The sequence below is a fragment of the Enterococcus sp. 12C11_DIV0727 genome, from assembly GCF_002148425.2.
Taxonomy (GTDB): Bacteria; Bacillota; Bacilli; order Lactobacillales; family Enterococcaceae; genus Enterococcus_L; species Enterococcus_L lemimoniae.
Window position 1 is genome coordinate 3441114 of sequence record NZ_CP147248.1, and the last position, 18634, is coordinate 3459747.

Here is an 18634-nt window from a genome sequence, read left to right on the forward strand (position 1 = left end):
TTTGTAAACTAATGGGGCAGGAGGGAAAATGAATGAAATGATTAAAAAAAGAAAATTTCAATTAGTTGGAATGAGCATAGCCATTCTTTCGATCCTTATTTTAGCTATGTTTTCACAGCTGCATTCTTCTACAAGTAAGATTTTTGCCAAATCACCGATTTCGTTGACAACTGTTGAAGAGGAACTTTATGCAAATGAAGTATTTCATATAAAGATCTCTGACACAAGAGCTGAAAACGAGCTAAAGAAGTCTGATGAGAGTAGTCCATCAACTGATTTGGGTGAGTCAAAAAAAGATTGGCAAATTCGTCTTCCTGAAGGAATAGAGTTTAATGAATCAGAAGAAAGAGCCATGCTTTTACAGGAAGATCCAAAAGCAGCGTTTCCTGTTTTTAATTGGAATGAAGAAACGCGGATGTTGACTATCACAGTGAATAGTACTCAATCTTCCCTGAAATTAGCATTATTAGCAGAAAAAAGTGGCGACTATTCACTGACATTGACCGATGAAGCAAATAGTGTTGGTCAAGGAGAGTTAAAAGTTGTCGTCAAAGAATCGAAAGAGAATACGGAAAATAGCCAAGCTCCTGCCAATTTAGATCTCGCTCAGCCGAGAGCATTAAGCAGCCGTGCTGCTGGAACAGCAGAAGTAACAGATTGGCAAAGTTTTGTTGAGGCGATCGCAGATAACACAGTGAATACTATTTCGATACAAAATGATATTACACTGTCAGGCACGTTAAATAACTATAAGGATTTATTTAGTGTTAGTTCAGTTGATCTAACCAGTGCGCAAAATGTTTATTTATATATCAATAAAAATGCGACTGCACGCTCACTAACGATTGATGGAAATGGTCATAACTTTAATTTTGGCAACTTAGCGATAGGCTTTTTAAACCAAACGAGTTATGTATCAGGAAGTTCAGGCACTATTTTTGGTTATTGGGATTTAAAATTTCAAAACATTAATATGAGTTCTTCAAACTATTCCGGCCCATTTTATATTTCATCGTATACGGCAACAGAGAGCGCTGCGAATGGATTGACAGGAACGATTCGAAGTAACGCGAATATTTCTTATGACCTTACTTCAGCTACCAATACGAGAAATGTGACCGACTTTTTAGGTTACACGATTGGACTAAATGATCCATGGGTAACAAATGTAGAACTGTTAAATGATATCTACACAACTGCCCCAACGTATTCATCCAGTTACTTCATTTATAGTCCATATTTACGGTACTCGCAAAATGTGACTTCAACAACATCGATTGGTATAGCTTCTGGTGGTGAGTCACACATGTATTTCCAGTTACAAGGTAATGCACGAACTGTTAAAGTGAATGGAAACAATTACACACTAGATTTTGGTTCACTTTGTTTTTCTTTTTTAGTCTACAATAACTTGGGGTCAAAAGAATGGGATATCCAATTTAGTAATATGACGGTTTACCATGGTAATTATTGGGGCGCAATGATTTTCAACAATGGTGCCAATGGTGGAAAGATGACCATGGACAATTATACTGGTTATGGAACACAGTTTTTAGAGTCGCAACAAACCAATTTAACCCTGAAAAACAAAGTCCATTTAGAACAACAACGTACGTGGACTTCTGTAAGAAAAGACGGGACAACGATTCGTACATGGAACGTGAATAATTACCAACAAGGAAGTTTAGCGATTTCCACAGCTGTTGTAGAAGATAATGCAGATGTTTATATTTCTTCACTTGGATCAAACGTTCTTTACATTCCATCAGGTAGTTTTGAAATCGGTAAAAATGTAAAACTAAAATTGGAACGTGGCAATCAAACAACTGCCGCCGAATACTATAATACCAACTTGAATATTTCAGGCGGTGTATTATCCGTTGGTGAAGGCTCTACCGTTGACATTTTAAACCATCACGGAACATTCGGTGGTGCTGTCTATTTAGGATCCGCCACATCTGAGTTAAATATTGGAAAAAATGCGACGGTCAATATCCAAACAGATGCCTATTCTGGAACGGGAAACAATGATATAAACTATAATCCAATTTACATGAATGGTGGTTCCATTAACGTTTCAGGAAACTTAAATGTTAAAGGGGTAAACATGGGGGCCAGCACAACAGATTTATTCTATGTTGCAAATAACTCAACCTTTATCGTTCAACCGAATGCTTCGTTTGATATTCAAAGCGACAGCACGTCTATCACGCAATATTTATTACGAATGGGTGGCGCATCATCAACCTTTAAATTCTCAGATGCAAAACGCGTGAATCTGCAAAAAAACAAAGCCTTGACCAGTGGAACAACGACAAATAATGGCTTGATTTGGTCTCAAGGAAACCTAGATGTTTCAGTTCAAAACGTCTTCCAATGGTCACTAAATAATGTGGCTGGCGGAGCTGATGGCGATAATGGGTATACGTATGAGTACATTCCTATGAGTAATATGCGATTAGCTTATGGAAGTGGCTTTAATCCTACGATCACAGCATCTAATGCGATGACAAATGAAACGTTGACTAGATTTAACGCGAATTTTACAACGAGAGGACAACAACGAGTTCTCTTTACCCGAGTACCAGATCCAAATATTGCGATTCATAGCATTGCAACCGATAATCGGGGCAATAACAGTTCGACTACTGTATCTGGCTACGCGATTCCAAATGCTTATATCCGTATCTGGGATGTACCGGTCAACAACTCGATTACGGCAGCCTTTGATCCATCAACAGATAGCGTAAAATCACCTGTAGAAGATACGTCTACTCCAGCTGAATACCGTGCGAATTTTACAACGAAATCAGATGCGGCAGGAAATTGGTCCGTAACTGTACCAGCAGGGCATTATTTTACAGCTGGAAGTGTCATTTATGCTTACGGATTTGCGAATCTAAAAGCAGAGGAAGTGACACAAACAGTCTTGGATAAAACACCACCTACAGCTTCACCGGTGACTTATTATATGACGAAAGGTGATCCTTTGCCTGCAGCAAAAGACATGGTGAAAGATGTTAGTGATACAAGTCCAGTCAATACTGGTTTTGATTATGCCTATACGGATCCTACTACGGCAGAAACAGCAGCGAATACGCCAGGAACACACACGGTACAGATCAATGTATCTGACAAGGCGGTTGATGCTGATGGAAATCCAGCGCCGAATACTAAAGTCGTTGAGTCAACGTTAGTTGTCTATGACCAGGCTTCAGGTGTTTCAGGTTCTGATTTTGAAGCATCGTATGTAGATATTCGTAATTTATCAGAAACAGAATTAAAGAATTATATCCTACAGCATAGTAAACCAGAAGCCTATAAACTGACAAATGGAATCAAAACAGACTTGACTCAATTTGTCACGGTAACGGACTTTGGCGGTTTAAATAATGTGAGTCAACTTCAACCAAAAGCCTACACTGTAACATTAGCGGTAAAAGCAGCTGATTCAGGATTACCTACAGATATCACAACAACGATCCAAGTAACTGTTGTGGATGTTGATGCCGTATTATCTGTTGAATTCTTAAATGAAGCAAACCAAGTGTTACCTGGGTATACCGTTAAACTAAATACCCAAGTCGGAGATACGATTGACTTAACAAAAGAAGAAAGTGTTACCACACAACTTACGAATCTAACGAAAGCCGGGTATGATATTGCCGAACGACCAGCAAATGAAACTGCGGTGAAGATTAATAATACTGCACTAACGGTTCAATACAAATTGCAAGGCGTATTGAGTTTGACCTCGGTACCAAGCGCTTTAGATTTTGGCTCGCTTGCTTATAATGCAACAACCAAACGAGTAGAAGACCCAGAATTTGATAAACAACTAGTTGTTACAGATACTCGGGCAGATGCTGCCAATGGTTGGCGTTTGACGGCTACGCTGACAACACCGATGAAAAACGGCAGCGGCCAAGAATTAGTCAATGCTTTACGCTATGTTGCAGATGGTAAGGAAACGATTTTAAATACGAATGCACAAGTCGTTTATACCAATAGTAAAGGCACTGCAGGTAGCTTTGATGTTAGTGACAGTTGGGGCAAAACGGCCAATACTGACGGGATAAAATTACAAATCAATTCATCTGATACAGTGTATACAGGAGATTATGTCGGCGTAATTACGTGGAAAGTCATGGCCGGACAACCATAAAGGAGAGTGGAAAATGAAACATAAAACAACAAAAATAATCGTCTGCTCTCTGGTTGTGTTGCTAGGTATTTTTAGTTACTCAAGTAGTGCAAGTGCCAATGAAGGAACAGGTGGCCAGGTCAATCGAGGTGGTAAGATTTCGTTTTACGAAGAATCGACCGAACCAACCGATTCATCTACCAGTACTGAACCAAGTTCACAGAAACCGACAACACCAAGTGCAACAGCGAAACCAGCTGGAAAAAATCTTCCCAGTACGGGTGAGCTGCTGAGACACTACGGCATTTTTGGCATAGGGATATTAATCCTACTGGCACTGCTTCTCTTTTTACGAAAAGGTAGAAAGGGGGAGCAAAAATGAAGTTAACACAAATCGGTATCTGGTCGTTAGCAATTGCCAGTTTGGTTCTAGTTAGAGAAACAGGCATAATTGCCCAAGCTGCCCCTGAAACGCTTGATCAATCAGGCTCAGTTAGTATCAAGGGAAGTGTGGTGACAAATCCTGTTGACCCTGAAAATCCAGGGAATGTTGTTGATCCAGGGGATAGTCCTTCAACCGAAGGCCCCCTTCGTATTGACTATGTTTCTGCTCTTGATTTTGGTGAAAGTAAAATTTCTAAAAATGGACGGACCTATCATGCGCTTGCGCAGCAATTTTTTGGTGAAACAGGCCCTAGAGGTAGTTACATTCAAATTACAGATCAACAAGCAGAATCGTCTGGGTGGACGTTACAAGTCAAACAAAACTATCAGTTTACCAATCCCATCATTCAAGAAACGGGTGAGCAGGATTTAAAAGGTGCGGTTCTTTCGTTAGATAAAGGATGGGCCAATTCAAGTGGTACAAGTGAAGCCCCAACTGTAATGCGAGAAACGATCGCGTTAAATTCAATTGGTTCAGCATACGAAGTCGCAACTGCCAGAGCAGGAAGCGGTAAAGGCGTTTGGACCATTGCCTTTGGCGCATCGGAGACGAATTCTAGCGATCAACCTGTAACACTGACACCTGTAGTAAATCAATCAGGAAAACCGGTGATAGATAGTATTTATAGTAAACCAGTGTATAGCAATTCAGCAATCACACTAAGTATACCGGAAGCAACGAAGATTCATCCGGTAGAATACCAAACGGAGATAACTTGGATATTAGCCAAGTTGCCTTAATAAAAAAACACACAAACAATTAGGAGGAATAGCAATATGAAAGCAAGAAGTCTTTGTGCATCAACATTAGTAGCAATTTTAGGAGTAACGGTTTTAGGAGCGGCAACACCTGCATTCGCAGCGCCAACTGAACTAACTTCAGAAGGTACAGTAAAAGTTACAGAAGGTACTGCCGGTGGTGGAGGGTCTGAAACAGTCGATCCAGAAAATCCTGGAGAAAAATTACCCCCAGTAGATCCAACATCGCCAGGTGAAAATACAAATCCAGATTCAGGATCATTAGTTATTGAGAAAACAACCGATTTAGATTTTGGGTCAGTTGAAACATCTGCAAATGCAGTAACAAGCTTTGCAAAACCAATGACATTTAACGGTGGAACAACAAAACGTGGTGCTTATGTACAATGGGCTGACGTTCGTGCCGGAGGCGTTTTCGGTTATACAATCACAGCACAATTAACAAAACAATTCACATCAGGAGCAAACGTATTATCTGGTTCAACAATTGACTTTAGCAATGGATTTGCTGCAGCACAAGGCGATAACACAAATACTGTTCCTTCAAACGTTCAAACTGGTTTCCAATTAACAGAAGCAGCGAACGATGCAAAACCAGTCGTTGTTGCAGACAAAGCAAACAAAGAAGGAAAAGGACGTTACGTAATGGAATTTGGTCAAAGTTCTTCTTCAACAGTAGGTACTGTTGGAACTGATGCAAATTCTGTGAAATTAACAATTCCTGCAGCAACTGCTTCAAACATGGCTGTAGCGGATTACACTGCTACTGTAACTTGGAAAATTACTGCTGCTGAATAATCTTTAAGTACTTTAGTAAGCTGGTGAGATCTTCACCAGCTTGCTTTTTAGCTGAAAGAACCACTAACGAACTAGTTTTTTTCAGCTTACATAGGAAAAAAATAATTGAGAATATACGAGGTTTACAATGAAAAAAAACATAAAAACAATCAAACAATGGCTTTTACCGATCCTAATCATAACCATCGGTCTGTTTTTTAGTCCATCCACGAATCATGCTGAAGAAAAACAAAATAACAATCCTGCTGGCGCAACAGGATTTACGTACAGCATTACCTTTCCTGATAATCAAGTCAAAAAAGACCTAGGGTACTTTAAATTGCAAATGGAGCCAGGTAAAAATCAACAGATTTCCATCGCATTAAGTAATCCTGGTACTGAAAAAGTGACGATTGACGTTAAATTAAATGGGGCAAAGACGAACCAAAATGGTGTGATTGAATATGGTGAATCCACAATTAAAAACGATCCATCATTACCCTTTGATTTTACCAACATTGTAACAGGACCAGAGACAGTTGAACTGGCACCTGGGGAAACCAAGAATCTGGATTTGACTATTCAAATGCCAGAAACAAGCTTTGATGGTGTGATTGCTGGCGGAATCCAGTTGATGAGAGCAAATCAAAATGGCACGACTTCTAATGAAGGCGGCTCAAAAATCATTAACCAATATGCCTATGTGATTGGTGTTGTGTTGCAGGAATCAGAAAAAGTGCTTGCTCCAAATTTAGAATTAAACAGTGTAAAAGCTGGACAAAGCAATTATCGCAATGCTATTTTTATTAACTATTCCAATGTGATGGCAGCCTATTTAAATGATATGACAGTTGAAGTCCAAATCAAACCCAAGGGCAAAGACACTGTTCTTTACGAACGCAAACAAACCGCCATGAGAATGGCACCCAATTCCTTTATTGACTTTCCTGTCAGTATGAATGGGGAACGCATGGTGGCGGGTGATTATGTAGCGGATATTCTCGTGACGTCTGGTGACAAAAAATGGGCTTGGACTAAAGACTTTACCATTTCAGATAAAGATGCGAATAAATTCAACGAACGGGATGTTGGCTTAGTACAAGAAAAAGGACTGGACTGGAAATTGATTGCTCTGATCGTTGCAGGTGTATTAGTGCTGATTATCTTGATCTTCGTGATTATTCGGATACTCCGTAAGAAAAAACAAGAAAAAGAATTAGCTTTAAAAAAAGAACGTAAAAAGAAAAAACAGCAAGGTTCATCTAATGGAAAAAGTAGTAAGAAAAAGGATTAGAAAAGTATAGGAGCTGAAGTGTATGTCTGTTTTAGATTGGGTTTTCATCATAGGGATAGCACTATCAATCGTTGCGCTCCTAGGATCAATTTATTGTTTAGTACAGTTTTTTCGTAAACGTGCTATGCTAAAAAAACTTCCGAATAAAAAATTTAAAAACAAAAAGAAAAATAGAAAAATAGCACGAAAAAAACAGCAGTTGATGAAACAGAAAAAAAAGAGCGTACGCTTATTTTGGGTAATGGCAGTAATAACAGCTATTTTAGCTGGTGGGATGTCGTATCTTTCTTATTATCAGTCGATGAATTTGACAACGGAGGATTCAGATTCGGTTGTGAAAGGCTACTATCTATTGCGGGATTTTGAAAATCAGCTGATTGTAGCTCGTGATAAAAGTGATGATGAAGAAAAATTACAAAAAAACCTTCGTTACTTAGCCACCTCTATGGCAAGCTACGGGACAAAAAAAGCAAGTGACGTCAATTCAGAAGAAGGACAAATTACCTTGAATCGGTACTATAATTCAGTCAAACAATTAGGGATGAATGCAAGTACGCAAACCAAAAACTTTTTCGGCAACCAAGAATTGGTGGATAGTTTTATAGCCGATATCAAGAAAGCGCAAGTCTATGAAAAAGAAACATTTGATTATTACAAAGTGAATGAATCTGCTTTTAAAGAAGAAAAGTAATCCAAGTGAGTGATTTTCGATGGAGAAAGAATCAAAGCGCATAAGAAAAAAGAAACCGTCAACTACAAGAAAAAAACGTTCTTCTCAAAAAGTACCAGCAAAAAAGACAGGAAACAAAAAAAGACCACACCATAATAAAAAGATCAAACGCCAAAAACAACCTGTTAAAAACTATCTAAAAGAACTTATCGTTGCTATAAGTTTGAGTGTCGTATTGATACTTGTCATCAGCTCCTTTTTTCTAACGATCGTAACGGTTCACGGTTTTAGTATGATCCCAACGTTACGAGAAAAAGATCAGATCCTTGTTCAAAAAACAACTGACTTCAAACGTTTTGATTTAGTTGCGTTTAAAAGTGGCAATGGGAACACGCAAATTAGACGAGTCATTGGTCTGCCAGAAGAAAAAATTGCGTATACGGATGATACACTTTTCGTGAATGACCAACCGATAGATGAAAAATTTATTATGGATGAAATCAATGAAAGCCAGCGCAATGGCAAAAATTATACAGAAGATTTCACGAATCGAACGTTAACTTCTGCTGTTGTGATTCCTGAGGGGTACTATTTGGTTTTGGGGGATAATCGACCGTATGCGACCGATAGTCGCCATTATGGTTTGATTGCAAAAGAGAATGTGATTGGGAAAATTACGATGCAGCTTTTGCCGTTTGGTGAGATGAAGAGTTTTTAGAGTGGGAATATAGTACAAAAAGGATGGAGATGTTCCATCCTTTTTTTATGCTATATTTAAAGTTAGTGAAGATGAACTAAAGGCTTTCTAAAACAACACCTTTCCCATCATTAGTGATATTTTCGGATAGTAGAATTTGATCCATATAAAAACCTCCTTTACATTTAAGTACGCAAAGGAGGAAAAATATCTTATTTGATGAAATCACCGTTATCAGTGTGAGTGCTTCTCCAAAAAACATAAAATGAGTATATCGAGTACACTATCAAAACTACAAAAAATAGTTTGCTGAGATTTATCATAGAATTTCCTAAATCATAATTGATAGAAAATTCTTTTTGTAGTTTAAACTTTTCTTCCATTGTTAATGTTTCAGGGTCTTGAATAGGTAAAAAATTCAGTGTCAGAAAAGTTCCAACAACTTTAAAAACTATAAATAGACAACTAAGTGTAATGATTAGCAACTTATTAGATTTTATGAAACTCACTCCTGTCTTATCTTATCTTGACATAGATCTTACTATTTCAATTTTATAAGGTTTTATATATCCACGAGATTGCATAGCATAGCAATAGTTATTCCCAAAACCGACAGCAAAATTATTACTATATCCATTTGGTTCCCAAGCAAAATCAAATATATCAGTAACTTTTACAGTAGTAAAGTAATTTCCATTTGCTTGTCGTTTATAGGACACTGTATAAGACACACCTCGTAAAGCTGTGAGTAAATGTCCACTTGTGAACGTATGTGATCCTGCAAAAAATCCTGAAGCTCTGCCTCCTCGGAAAGCTTCAGCTTTTAAACGACCGTAGTAAGAGCGCATTAAGTCTTCACTATCTACCATTTTAGCCCAAGTATCATTAGTATTGTAATACGTTGCTGGTGTATATGCTGAGTTGACTCTGTTTGCTGGAACAATAGCACGTCTCATATAATTAGCAGTCTGCCAATGTCCTATCCCTTCTACCAGTTTAATTCCAGCAGCGTATGCTCCTAAAGCGATATCATAAGGTGTTGCAACTAAAGCTCTAGACGTTCGAGGTAAGTTGCTATCCAAAGATAAGTCAACGTTTTCCTCAGCAAATTCAAGCTGATTTTCTAATTTTTCATCTTGATTATTATCGTAGTTTTTTAGTTCGACTAGAACTGAATTTAAAAATGAATTAAAATCTTCGCTAGAATCATTTTCGGAAGGTACTTCATAATACATATCAATAGTACTATTAATGTAAGCTGAATTTGCAGGTTCCGCTGAGGAGAGTTCCTCGATCAGATTAGTATTATTCTCACTGATTTCATACTTCTCTTGAGCCTCAACCTTTGTAGTAAATCCAAAACAAACAAATAGCGAAATTCCCCATAAAATTCTAATCATCATTTCATTTATTGTTAAGAGTGTATTATATCGTTCTTTTAGTGTCAATATTAAGTTTATTTGTATAGTGCTGATTTGATAATACAGACATTTACTATATAGGATTTGAAAATACAAGGTAGTAAATTTTCTATAGTTAAGAAAAAAGAAGAAATAACCGAGAATTGGTAATCATACTTGTCACATTTAGAGAATGTTTTCGAGTGAAGGGATGAGGATCAAAAATACGGAAACGGTATGTTGCTGTATATAATAATAGTGAAGCGAAAAAAAGAGTAAATTTTTAGATTAATTTAAAAACTAAAAACAGAACACATAATTATGTCGATAAATGTATTTTATAATTTCCTTTTAAGTAAGCAAACGGAACATTTGAAAATTATATATTTACATTGAGTTGTTTACGAATTACAATTAAGTATATATACTATTATAAAAACTAAGTCGTTAGACGTTTACTTTTTAATTATAGGAGGAAAAAACGATGCCAAAGGATATAAACAGTAATTCCGCAGTAGCACAAGCTGTCGCTACTTCTATAGCATCATCGGTGAGTTCTTTAAATCAAGAGACAACAATCACAAAAGATACCCAAACGACCGTTGCAGGCAATAGCAATGCGCAACAAGCAATCACGCAACTAACGACCTTTAATACCTCACTTGTCCAAGCCATTACCCAAGCAAGTAACAATATCCGGTCAGTGGCAGCTGAATTCGAAGCAGTTGATCAACGAATCGCTCAAATGCAGTATAACCAAATGCTTCCTTAAGCTGAAAGGAGGAATAAAGTATGTCCAACCTTGAAAAAATCAATCAACAAAAAATCCAACTCGAACGTGAACAAGAAAAACTCGAAGATCTAAAACGTGACATTAACCAAACAGAAGAACACTACGAAGAATATTTTTTCTATCAAAAGCAATTATTCAATGAATTACAAGAAGAATTTGCTCAAAGCCAGACAGATATGTTGTACCAAGATATGGCCGAGCAAATCAACTGGCAAAGCCGAGGCGTTCAAGATTTTTTAGAAGAGCAACAGCAAGAACTAAAAAAACAAACAAGAACGTTAGAGGATCAACAAGAAGACTTACATTGGCAAGAAATAAAAACAAAAGAAGAAAGGTCGGAACAGCATGAGTATTGATATGTACCTCGGTCAAGCGAGAAGCCAAGCGTCCAGCGTGAAAAATGCATGTAGTCAATTAGTACAAGGCTATACGTCGTTGATGCAAAGCAATCAACAGTTTATGAGTGCAGGCGAACTATCAAGTAAAGGCTATGACTCTGCCAAAGAATTTTTTGCGGCAGTGATCCAACCTTTAGTTCAAGGTGCCGAAGTAGGCGCAGACATGACAACAGAAGCTTGTCAAAAATTTGTGGATCAATATACATCTGAGGTTGATAGTATTGATTTGAAGTCAGATGACTTAGAAAGACGAATCAGACAAATCAATACGTCGATCCTGAATATGGAGAGTATCAATCGAGGCTTGCCAAAGCTTCCGACAGGAACGAATCCATTGGAACAAGCCAATCGGCGGATTATTGAATCGTTAGAGACGACAAAACGTGATTTAGAGAAGAAGTTAGAGAAATTAATGACGTTTAATGGAACATCTCCTGCTATTTTTGATGGAGTGAATAGTTTTTATTCGACGTTGTCGCAAGGCTTGCAGCAGGCGAATAGTGGGTTTAATCCTGCGACTGGGACTTTTTCGGTTCCTAAAGGGAAAGCGTTGGATTGGACGAACTCTGTGAAATCAGCTGTGAGAAAGAGAAATGAGAGAGAGTTAGATAAAATTGTTAAGAATTTACCTAACATTGGTCTTGCAGAGTATCAAAAAATTGGTCAAGCATTGAAAGATGATCCTAGTATCAAGATTCCAAAAGAGCTTGGTGAGTTCTTTAAAGAGAATGGTGTTGATTATGCAATTGGTGGAGTTCAAGATACGTTACTATCGTATTTTGAAGAATACTTATCAAAAGTCGCTCCAGCAATTACTTCCTTTTTTACTCAAAACGGAGGATATGCTAGTACGAATATAGCAGCTGCATCTGGTTTTGCTGCTACGAGCATGTTACAAGGCGCGGCGAAAATGGCAGGACCAGTAATAGGATTCACTACAGATATCCTAAATGGTAATTCTGTAGGTCAAGCGATTTCTCATACAGGAGGAACCATTGCAATTGGTACAGGACTAACGATGGGATTGGAAGCAACGTTGTTTACTCTTGGTGTATCTAATCCAGTGGGATGGGCAGCAATTGGAACTGCAGTAGCAATTGGTATTACAGCAAATATAATATATGATTCTAATTTCCTTGGCATTAAAGATTTAGCAGATGATTGGGCTAAAGGATTTGATGAAAATGTAGAGCGTGCTAAAAATGGACTAAATAAATTAGGCGAATCTATCTCAAGTGGTTGGGATAGTCTCACATCTTGTTTTGGTTGGTGATTATTATGAAAGTAGAAGATACATCGATACCTCGTTTTAAATTAGCAACAATCAATAAAAAGGATAAGTATTTACTTGATTTAGATTCGCACAAATTTACTTGGTTGATTCCAATGTCTACGTGGTATGTTGCTAACAACGCTACAAAAATTAGTGAAGACCAATATATTAAGCTTAGAAAAGTTCCTAAAAACAAAACGGGCGCTTCAATATGGTCGTTTTCTGGATTTATGCTAGGTGGTGTAATTTATGCGTTTATGAAAGGATTAGAAAGTATATTTTTTGAAGAACTAACAATGAATCTTATGTTTTTAGCTATTCTAACCGCTTTTTTCTGTAGTTTCATATTTAGATATGTACGATCTGTAGTTAATCTTAATAAGTTGAAAAAAATTTTTAATGAGGAAACAACTCTAAATTTAGATCATCTGATTATTTTAAAGAAGGATAATAATTTTTATAAAAAACGTTGTGTAACTGGAACAATTATTTTGATAGCAATCTTATTTTTTCTGTTGTCTTTATTGATCCAAGCTAAATCCTTAACGGTGATACCAGTAATATTCATCTATTTAGTGTTCGTGTCATTTTTAAACACGTCAATATTAAAACCTATGGAAAACATGGAATATAGTTATAAACCTGAGAAATAGTATTGAAATGTCAAGGTTCAAGTGAGAAGGAGTGAAAATTATGTTAACAATCGGTAGTATCGTTTACTTAAAAGAAGGTAGTCAAAAAATTATGGTTTTAAACAGAGGCCCCGTTGTAAATGAAAATGACAAAAATGTTTTGTATGATTATAGCGGTTGCAGATATCCAAGTGGTTTAAATCCTAATGAAGTGCTTTATTTTAATCAAGAAAATGTTGATTCTGTTTTGTTTAATGGTTATACAGATGAGGAAGAAGAACGGTTTGAACAATTGTATACTGAATGGCTAGATGGTGAAGGAAAGTTGATTGAAAGAGGGATTGTTAGTAAGAGTTTAGGATGATTTTGAATAAAATGTAAAAAATTGATATGTATAAGATGAAGATATAATCGAAAGATAGTTTGCCAAATGTAGTCTTGAAGATAATATGTATAATTTGAATCTATCTGTTTTAGGATACGAGAATGATAAAAAGAAGTAGCTTATATTTTTTACGAAAAACAAAAATATCAATTTTTAGTATTTATAATATACTGAGACACATCAAAATATCTGAGTGGACTAAAAAATGAACTATTCAAATATAGTAAGTATAGGAGGAACTTATGTTAGAAAAAAGTAAAAAAAAAGGAATAATTGATTATTTAAATGAGGTAAATAATACAATTAGAGATTTAAAAAAACACATTTCTGGTTTTTCAAATGGAGAATGCGTTTTAGCATATAGAGGTGAGCCAATGGATTATGGTGAAACTTCTTTAATGCCCTCCATTTTTAGGGAGAAATATACTTTAAAAGACGAATTAAATTTGTTAGATTTGATTTGTGATTATGAAATAGTTGACAAAGTAAATTTAAAAAATATTGAAAAAGCTATAGAGTCACAGCACTATATAGCAATCAGTCGTTTATTAGATATTACCTTTAATATTTTACCAGCTATTTATTTTGCTTGTAGCCAAAGAGAAGATAAAGATGGAAAAATTTATATTTTTGCATTTCCTGAATACTTTTCACCACAATCCAATTATATTGAAAATTTTTATTCATCGTTATTGGATGAAAAAAGTTTTAATTCTCCTTTTTTTGGAGATTTTAAAGTTATTACTCATGGTTATAATAATGAACGAATGAAGTTACAAAGCGGTGGTTTTATTCTTTTTCCTGGTCAAAAATACCGAAAAATTCCTAAGTGCTATTATAAAGAAATATATATTGATAAAAAGGACAAACAATTGATTTTAGATGAATTAAGTGCCTTTTTTAACATTTCTGAAGCAAGCATATATCCAGAAAAGGATAAGCGAGCTAGTTTGATAAGAGAGAAAGTAAAAAGAATACAATCAATAAAGAGATATGATACTGAAATAACAGTGGATTTAGAGGTTAGGGCATATCTTGACCGTCTAACTTTTGAAATGGCTCTACGAAAAGAAAAGAATGAAGATACCAAAAAAATTACTAGAATTTTTAGAAAAGAAATAGCAGATTTGATTTACTATATTGATAATAGTGGGATTGGCAATGGCGATTCTGATAAAAAGAATAAAGTTAATCTGAAAAACGAGTGTGAATCTACATTTAATTTTTATAAAAAAGTTATAAGAAAAGGTGGTAAGTAATATGAGTAAATTGAATAGTTGGAGCACTATAAAAAGATTAAGTGATTTTTTAAAAGAGACTAAGGATTTAAACACCTTGGAACCAGAACCAATAGGAGATAAGAAAGGATATTATAAACTAGAAGGGACTACAGAAAAAAGTGGTGATGGTGAATTTTATATAATTTATGATTGTAGTGGAGACAATGCTGAATTTGATTTTTTAGAGTTAAATCGTGTGAAGAAAGCGGATGAAAATTTTAGTTCTATAATTGTAATTTTTAAAAATTGGGATCATGAACGTGAGCTATTTTTCAAAGCACAAAAAGAACTCACTAATCGAAAAAGTAGAGCTACGTTAGATGAGATTTACTCGCAAAAGATTTCTTATTATATAGATATAGATAACGAAATCGATATTCCTGTAGATGGGGATGGAATAAACTTCTTAGAATATATGTACAGTCATAAAGAAGATAATCTTAAAAAAATAGAATTAAATGGATTTATTTATAATGTTTCGATGTCAGAATTAAAAGAAGTATTTAATGTTACAGGAATAAATTTATTTAGTAAGAATGTTCGTTATGGCTTGAGTAAGGATAAAACTGGAAAAAAGTTAAAAGAAAATTTTAAGATGTACATGAAAGTAAAATGTATAATGAATTACAAAAAGGATGGACAATTATATAAGAGTTTATCAACATTGTTTAATATTGATAAACAGGCATTAGACTATAATCAACCTGAACAATTTTGGTTTTATCACAATGGCATTACTATTTTTTCTTATGATTCTAAATCGTTAGATAGAACCGGAGAAACAGTAAAAATCAATCCTAGGAAAATTAGTGTTATAAATGGAGCACAAACTTTAACTCAATTTTTTACAGGTATGGAAGAAATGAATTCCGAGGTTGACAATTTAGTAGAAAATATAGAGGATTTAGATGGAAATCAATTAGTAGCACTAAAAGAAGAATTAAAAGCATTAATAAAAGATGCTTCAAAAGATATATTTGTAAAAGCAATATTTATAGAAGGAAATGAAGAGAACGTAAAAGTAATAACAAGTGGTCTAAATACCCAAATTCCAATCATGGAAGAGGATCAGATTGCTGACGACAATGTAGTGGTAAGAATAAACGAAAATTTGAAAAGTAATCAAATAAAAATTCTAAAAGGTGGGGAAAATCCTGGGTCATATACAGGAGTGAAGGTTTTAGATTTTGTAAAATTATATTTAGTAACCAAGATGAAACCGGGTGAAAGCAAGAATTTTCAAAAGAAAAAATTGGTTGAAACAATCAAGGAAATAGAAAGAGATTTAGAGGAAGAAAATACTAAAATGGACTTGTTAGACAAGCTAAATCAGGCTTTGATTGTTGATATTTGGTGGAAAAAAAGACCAAGAGAAGAACGGGAAAATTATAGAGAATTAGATAGCTACGGTAAAAATTATTTTCAAAGTTTTGTTATAAATGAAGTCATAAAATCTAAAGAGAGTATTGATGAAGAACTATTGATTCAATTATATAATAAATTTATAAAAGTATTTAATCAAGAAAATCTTGATGATGGAACTTTTAAGACAGATGAACTATTTGTAAAATATCTTAATGGTACTTTAAGTACAATTCAAAATCTAGTTGACAAGAGTATAAGAGATATTGATAAAGACGATCTAATTAGATATATAAATGAAAATAGAAAAAGTAATTATAGCGTAAGTAATACCATTACAAAATATTTGAATGATGAAGGAATCGTGATTAATTATTTCAGAGTTATCCCAGTAAAAAATAAAAAAGTCAAGGAATCATATCCATTTCCTAATTCAACCTTTAATGAACTTTATCAATGGGATGGTTATCCTGACGATGATAGGTATAAAAAATTCTCAGATTCAAAATTCTTAGAAGAATTAAGAAAAACCTATCCAGTTTTCATTGTTTTTTGGGAATATAAAGCTACCTCTGAGATAAATGGAAATTTAGAAGAGAAAAAAGAACTGGTGAGTGGCTTGGAAATTATTGAAGACTTCAGCTTTATGACGTTTAAAAAAGAAGCCCAGAAAGTCTATGAAGAGACAGTAGAAGCATTTTGTATGGGAAAAGAGAGTTTATTTCCTAAAATCAGTGATGATTTAAAATTTCATGTCCGTCCTAAAGCCGTAAATGCAGAAGATACTTTTGAATTTTCAAATGGAGATCTTTTAACTAAGAGAACTTTTTGGGCAAATTCAAAAACCATAGAAGAATTGATTAATGAAAAGAGGGAAGATATTGTTTTTCAAAGATAGTCTTGTAAAGTTTGCGATGTTTGAATAGATTTTTTATCTTTTAGTAAAAAGAAGACCGTAAATCATTGTACCCACAAAAAAAAATTTAGACTTTTTGGGGTCAGTACAATGATTTACGGTCTTCTTTTTATTTTTCGGTTTCTATTTGTTTAAGTTCGTCACCTATACGTTTAACAATACCTGTCACTAAAGCATTTCCCATAAAAAACATGCGCATTCTATCGCTTACTTCAACTTTTGTTCCATCGGAAAGTCGTTTGAATTTTGTCCAATCATCAGGAAAATCTTGTAGTCTTTCAGCTTCAATTGGAGTAATCAATCTGTATTTCCCATTTCTTTTGATAAGATGTGTTGAGCGATTCAAAGAACCTTCGGAAGTCAACATAGTTCTTCCAGGTAATGATAAATCATCATAAGGAGACATTCCGCCTTCTGAATAGATATACGTATGTCCATCTGCACTTTTTCGTTCAATTTTCTTTGGTCCACGTAGATATTTGAACTTTTCAAGTTTAGCTTCATCGTTAAGATAATATTTTTCGTCTATTTTATCTTCCTCTAGCAAAGTTTCTTCTAGAGGAATAGGTTTTTCTTGAGATGATAAGATTGGTTGTGTATCGACTGTAAAGTAACGACCATGCCTCATTATCCCAGTATTCCAAACCTTTCCTGAAAAGTTATCCGAGATTTCAACAATATCATCAGGTAAATCATAAGAGGCTTGGCGAGACTTATAAGGCATTTTTTCAATAGGGAACTGCCGAGCAAAAAGACCCTTCTCAAATATGTATTCATCATACATATGTTCATCAAATAATAAGTTAGAATCCTCATTCTCAAACTCAGCATCAATTCTTTTGGCGAAATTAGTATCATTTCTATATACAAAGAAGAAAACTCTTCTTCGTCTTTGTCTACGTCCGTATTCAGCAGCATTAATAACTCGCCATTCAACCGAGTAGCCTAATTCATTAAAAGCAGCTAACATGATAGCAAAATCACGACCACGCTGTTTAGATGGCGACTTCAACAAACGATCAACATTTTCCAAAATCAAATACTTAGGTTTTATATGATTTGTGGCACGTATGATTTGCCAAAATAGAACGCCCTTTTTCCCCTCTATACCCATCTCGTGTTTTTTACTTCGTGCAACTGAGTAGTCTTGGCATGGAAATCCACCAACAATGATATCTGCATCCATACTTTCAAACTTTTCATCAGAAATTTCTTCGATACTTTTATTTATGTTTTCGCTATCTGGAAACTTATAATTATAAACTTCAAAAGCATCTTGACTTTTTCTAGAAGGTTCCCATTGATTACTCCATTTAGTTATAAATAACTCAGGATCAGATTTTTCTAAACCAACTCTAAAGCCTCCAACGCCTGCAAAAAGTTCAAGTACATGTAGTTTTTTTGTCATTA

16 protein-coding genes are annotated in these 18634 nt (G+C 35.1%); 14 read left to right on the plus strand and 2 right to left on the minus strand.

Annotation, left to right across the window (positions count from 1 at the left end; translation table 11 throughout):
* The first annotated feature begins 28 nt into the window (after positions 1-28).
* The 7 genes from A5866_RS16410 to lepB all read left to right on the plus strand — a co-directional run bounded on the left by A5866_RS16410 (position 29) and on the right by lepB (position 8806).
* On the plus strand, positions 29-4165 hold the full coding sequence (locus A5866_RS16410) for a pectate lyase-like adhesive domain-containing protein (RefSeq protein WP_086444801.1): 4137 nt from the start codon (positions 29-31) through the stop codon (positions 4163-4165).
* A 13-nt stretch (positions 4166-4178) separates the two neighbouring features.
* Positions 4179-4526, plus strand: coding sequence for an LPXTG cell wall anchor domain-containing protein (locus A5866_RS16415; RefSeq protein WP_086444800.1), 348 nt, complete (start codon positions 4179-4181; stop codon positions 4524-4526).
* The gene (locus A5866_RS16420; protein WP_086444799.1) at positions 4523-5329 is read left to right on the plus strand and encodes a WxL domain-containing protein; all 807 of its coding nucleotides are present in this window, start codon (positions 4523-4525) and stop codon (positions 5327-5329) included. Before A5866_RS16415 ends, A5866_RS16420 begins: the two co-directional genes overlap by 4 nt.
* 36 nt (positions 5330-5365) lie before the next feature.
* Positions 5366-6145, plus strand: a complete 780-nt coding sequence (locus A5866_RS16425; RefSeq protein WP_086444798.1) for a WxL domain-containing protein — start codon at positions 5366-5368, stop codon at positions 6143-6145.
* A 127-nt stretch (positions 6146-6272) separates the two neighbouring features.
* A complete protein-coding gene (locus tag A5866_RS16430) occupies positions 6273-7418 on the plus strand; it encodes a DUF916 and DUF3324 domain-containing protein (protein WP_086280941.1) in 1146 nt (381 codons plus the stop codon).
* A gap of 22 nt (positions 7419-7440) precedes the next feature.
* Positions 7441-8109 carry a hypothetical protein gene (locus A5866_RS16435; RefSeq protein WP_086444797.1) on the plus strand — a complete coding sequence of 223 codons (669 nt, stop codon included), beginning with the start codon at positions 7441-7443 and terminating at the stop codon, positions 8107-8109.
* Positions 8110-8128: 19 nt separating this feature from the next.
* Positions 8129-8806 carry a signal peptidase I gene (gene lepB / locus A5866_RS16440; protein ID WP_086444796.1) on the plus strand — a complete coding sequence of 226 codons (678 nt, stop codon included), beginning with the start codon at positions 8129-8131 and terminating at the stop codon, positions 8804-8806.
* A gap of 500 nt (positions 8807-9306) precedes the next feature.
* Here the strand turns inward: lepB and A5866_RS16445 are convergent, their stop codons facing one another.
* Positions 9307-10188 carry a hypothetical protein gene (locus A5866_RS16445; protein WP_339099698.1) on the minus strand — a complete coding sequence of 294 codons (882 nt, stop codon included), beginning with the start codon at positions 10186-10188 and terminating at the stop codon, positions 9307-9309.
* A gap of 481 nt (positions 10189-10669) precedes the next feature.
* Here A5866_RS16445 and A5866_RS16450 point away from each other — a divergent pair, with 481 nt between their 5' ends.
* The 7 genes from A5866_RS16450 (at position 10670) to A5866_RS16480 (ending at position 17206) form a co-directional block, all read left to right on the plus strand.
* Positions 10670-10957, plus strand: a complete 288-nt coding sequence (locus A5866_RS16450) for a TIGR04197 family type VII secretion effector (protein ID WP_086444794.1) — start codon at positions 10670-10672, stop codon at positions 10955-10957.
* Positions 10958-10977: 20 nt separating this feature from the next.
* Positions 10978-11334: a DUF3958 family protein gene (locus A5866_RS16455; protein ID WP_086444793.1), complete on the plus strand. Its 357-nt coding sequence runs from the start codon at positions 10978-10980 to the stop codon at positions 11332-11334.
* Positions 11324-12649 (plus strand): hypothetical protein, encoded by a 1326-nt coding sequence (locus A5866_RS16460; RefSeq protein ID WP_086444792.1) that lies wholly within the window; start codon positions 11324-11326, stop codon positions 12647-12649. Before A5866_RS16455 ends, A5866_RS16460 begins: the two co-directional genes overlap by 11 nt.
* 5 nt (positions 12650-12654) lie before the next feature.
* The gene (locus A5866_RS16465) at positions 12655-13302 is read left to right on the plus strand and encodes a DUF443 family protein (protein ID WP_339099699.1); all 648 of its coding nucleotides are present in this window, start codon (positions 12655-12657) and stop codon (positions 13300-13302) included.
* 40 nt (positions 13303-13342) lie between these two features.
* Entirely contained in the window at positions 13343-13645 is a 303-nt protein-coding gene (locus A5866_RS16470; RefSeq protein WP_339099700.1) for a DUF4176 domain-containing protein, read from the plus strand.
* A 263-nt stretch (positions 13646-13908) separates the two neighbouring features.
* On the plus strand, positions 13909-14925 hold the full coding sequence (locus tag A5866_RS16475; protein ID WP_339099701.1) for an FRG domain-containing protein: 1017 nt from the start codon (positions 13909-13911) through the stop codon (positions 14923-14925).
* Between the two features lies 1 nt (position 14926).
* Positions 14927-17206, plus strand: coding sequence for a hypothetical protein (locus A5866_RS16480; RefSeq protein WP_339099702.1), 2280 nt, complete (start codon positions 14927-14929; stop codon positions 17204-17206).
* 127 nt (positions 17207-17333) lie between these two features.
* Here A5866_RS16480 and dcm read toward each other — a convergent pair whose 3' ends face one another.
* The gene (gene dcm, locus A5866_RS16485; RefSeq protein ID WP_086444791.1) at positions 17334-18632 is read right to left on the minus strand and encodes a DNA (cytosine-5-)-methyltransferase; all 1299 of its coding nucleotides are present in this window, start codon (positions 18630-18632) and stop codon (positions 17334-17336) included.
* Positions 18633-18634 lie beyond the last annotated feature (2 nt).

Excerpts from the sequence above, each read along its gene's own strand:
- A5866_RS16435 (WP_086444797.1), top strand. The coding sequence starts at position 7,441 with ATGTCTGTTTTAGATTGGGTTTTCATCATAGGGATAGCACTATCAATC.
- A5866_RS16415 (WP_086444800.1), top strand. The coding sequence starts at position 4,179 with ATGAAACATAAAACAACAAAAATAATCGTCTGCTCTCTGGTTGTGTTG.
- lepB (WP_086444796.1), top strand. The coding sequence starts at position 8,129 with ATGGAGAAAGAATCAAAGCGCATAAGAAAAAAGAAACCGTCAACTACA.
- A5866_RS16450 (WP_086444794.1), top strand. The coding sequence starts at position 10,670 with ATGCCAAAGGATATAAACAGTAATTCCGCAGTAGCACAAGCTGTCGCT.
- A5866_RS16470 (WP_339099700.1), top strand. The coding sequence starts at position 13,343 with ATGTTAACAATCGGTAGTATCGTTTACTTAAAAGAAGGTAGTCAAAAA.
- dcm (WP_086444791.1), bottom strand. The coding sequence starts at position 18,632 with ATGACAAAAAAACTACATGTACTTGAACTTTTTGCAGGCGTTGGAGGC.
- A5866_RS16425 (WP_086444798.1), top strand. The coding sequence starts at position 5,366 with ATGAAAGCAAGAAGTCTTTGTGCATCAACATTAGTAGCAATTTTAGGA.
- A5866_RS16420 (WP_086444799.1), top strand. The coding sequence starts at position 4,523 with ATGAAGTTAACACAAATCGGTATCTGGTCGTTAGCAATTGCCAGTTTG.
- A5866_RS16455 (WP_086444793.1), top strand. The coding sequence starts at position 10,978 with ATGTCCAACCTTGAAAAAATCAATCAACAAAAAATCCAACTCGAACGT.
- A5866_RS16430 (WP_086280941.1), top strand. The coding sequence starts at position 6,273 with ATGAAAAAAAACATAAAAACAATCAAACAATGGCTTTTACCGATCCTA.
- A5866_RS16445 (WP_339099698.1), bottom strand. The coding sequence starts at position 10,188 with ATGATGATTAGAATTTTATGGGGAATTTCGCTATTTGTTTGTTTTGGA.
- A5866_RS16465 (WP_339099699.1), top strand. The coding sequence starts at position 12,655 with ATGAAAGTAGAAGATACATCGATACCTCGTTTTAAATTAGCAACAATC.
- A5866_RS16460 (WP_086444792.1), top strand. The coding sequence starts at position 11,324 with ATGAGTATTGATATGTACCTCGGTCAAGCGAGAAGCCAAGCGTCCAGC.
- A5866_RS16410 (WP_086444801.1), top strand. The coding sequence starts at position 29 with ATGAATGAAATGATTAAAAAAAGAAAATTTCAATTAGTTGGAATGAGC.
- A5866_RS16475 (WP_339099701.1), top strand. The coding sequence starts at position 13,909 with ATGTTAGAAAAAAGTAAAAAAAAAGGAATAATTGATTATTTAAATGAG.
- A5866_RS16480 (WP_339099702.1), top strand. The coding sequence starts at position 14,927 with ATGAGTAAATTGAATAGTTGGAGCACTATAAAAAGATTAAGTGATTTT.